At 71.8% G+C, this 1715-nt stretch carries 1 protein-coding gene and 1 pseudogene; one reads left to right on the forward strand and one right to left on the reverse strand.

Going from position 1 to position 1715, the window contains the following annotated elements:
- Positions 1–660, reverse strand: a pseudogene (gene thiD / locus AC27KI_RS24190) (bifunctional hydroxymethylpyrimidine kinase/phosphomethylpyrimidine kinase); the annotation flags it as partial.
- Positions 661–907: 247 nt separating this feature from the next.
- Here thiD and AC27KI_RS24195 point away from each other — a divergent pair.
- A partial coding sequence (locus tag AC27KI_RS24195; RefSeq protein ID WP_487116278.1) for an FAD-dependent oxidoreductase occupies positions 908–1715 on the forward strand: 808 nt, incomplete at its 3' end.

The raw sequence follows: 1715 nt of genomic DNA on the forward strand, positions 1-1715 counted from the left end.
TGCCCGTTGTGCGTGGCGATGCGGGCCGACTGCAGCCGGTGGTACAGGCCCTGCGGCCCGGCCAGCACGTCGATCACCCAGTCGCCCCGGCAGGTGGCCGCCCTTGAGCAGCACGGCCGGCGCGCCGAGCGCCAGCAGGTCCTGCGCCGCAGCGTCCAGCGCATCGGCACCGTCCACCGCCCGGCCCAGCAGCAAGCCCGCTTCGTCGAGGTTGGGCGTGACCAGCGTGGCGAGCGGGAACAAGGCCTCGACCAGCACGCCCACGGTTTCTTGCGCGATGAGCCGGTCGCCGCTGGTGGCGACCATCACCGGGTCCAGCACCACGTGCGGCAGGCGGTGGCGGCGGATGGCATCGGCCACCACGCGCACCACCTCGGGCGAATGCAGCATGCCGATCTTCACGGCGTCCACGCCGATGTCCTCCACCACCGCATCGATCTGCTGGCGCAGCATGTCCGGCGGCACGCCGTGGATGGCGCGCACGCCCTGCGTGTTCTGCGCGGTCAGGGCGGTGATGGCGGTCATGCCGTAGCAGCCCAGGGCGCTGAAGGTTTTCAGGTCGGCCTGGATGCCCGCTCCGCCGCCGCTGTCCGATCCGGCGATCGACAGCACGCGTGCGTAGCGGCGGGCGGCCGGCGGCGAGAGGGTCTCAGTGTTCATGGGCAAAAATTATGGCCCATGCGCCAGGTCAAACCGGCGGGCGCGGTCACTGTGCTGTAATCCCTGCACGGACGAAACAGGGGTGTCCCGCCCATGGCGCGCGACTGAGAACATACCCTGGGGCCTGGCGGCCACACCACCGCCCCGCGTGCCCCGCGACCTGATCCAGGTCATGCTGGCGTGGGGAGTTTCATCGGCGGAGCCTTCCCGTTTTGTCCCCCTGTTGGCTTGCAGACAGACGGACCCGATGCGCCCCCTTCTTCTTTCCCCTTCCTCGCCCTCTTCCCTTGCCATTCTGGGCGCCGGCCTCATGGGCCGGTTGCTGGCCGTGGAGCTGGCCCACCAGGGCCATGCGGTCACGGTCTACGACGCCGCCGGGCCCGATGCGCAAGGCGCCGCGGCGCGCATCGCCGCAGCCATGCTGGCACCGTTGGCGGAGTCCGCGGTGACCGAGCCCGGCGTGGTGCGCATGGGCCACTACGCGCTCACGCGCTGGCCCCAGTTGCTGGCCCGCCTGAACGGCCCCGTGTTCTTTCAGCAGGAGGGCACGCTGATCCTGTGGCACCGCCAGGACGCGCCCGAGGCCGCGCGGCTGCGCGGACAACTCGAACGCACCACGGCCACCCTGCCGGAACTGCCCGCCCTGCAGGTGCTCGACAGCGCCGGCGTGCAGGCGCACGAGCCAGCCGTGGGGCAGCGCTTCGCCCAGGGGCTGTATCTGCCCGGCGAGGGCCAGCTGGACAACCGGCAGCTGCTGGCCGCGCTGGAGGCCAGCTTCGCCGGCCTGGGCATCGAGGCCCACTGGCACTGCCCGCGCGCGCCATCGGACTTTTCCCCCGGCACGCCCGGCCAGCCCGACTGGGTGATCGACTGCCGGGGCCTGGGCGCCCGCGCGCAGTGGAGCGCGCTGCGCGGCGTGCGCGGCGAGGTCGTGCGCGTGCACGCGCCCGAGGTGACCCTGCGGCGGCCAACCCGCCTGGTGCATCCGCGTTACCCGATCTACATCGCGCCCAAGGAAGACCACCTGTTCGTGATCGGCGCGACCGAGATCGAAT

It is taken from the genome of Acidovorax sp. KPB24-03 (assembly GCF_057546605.1).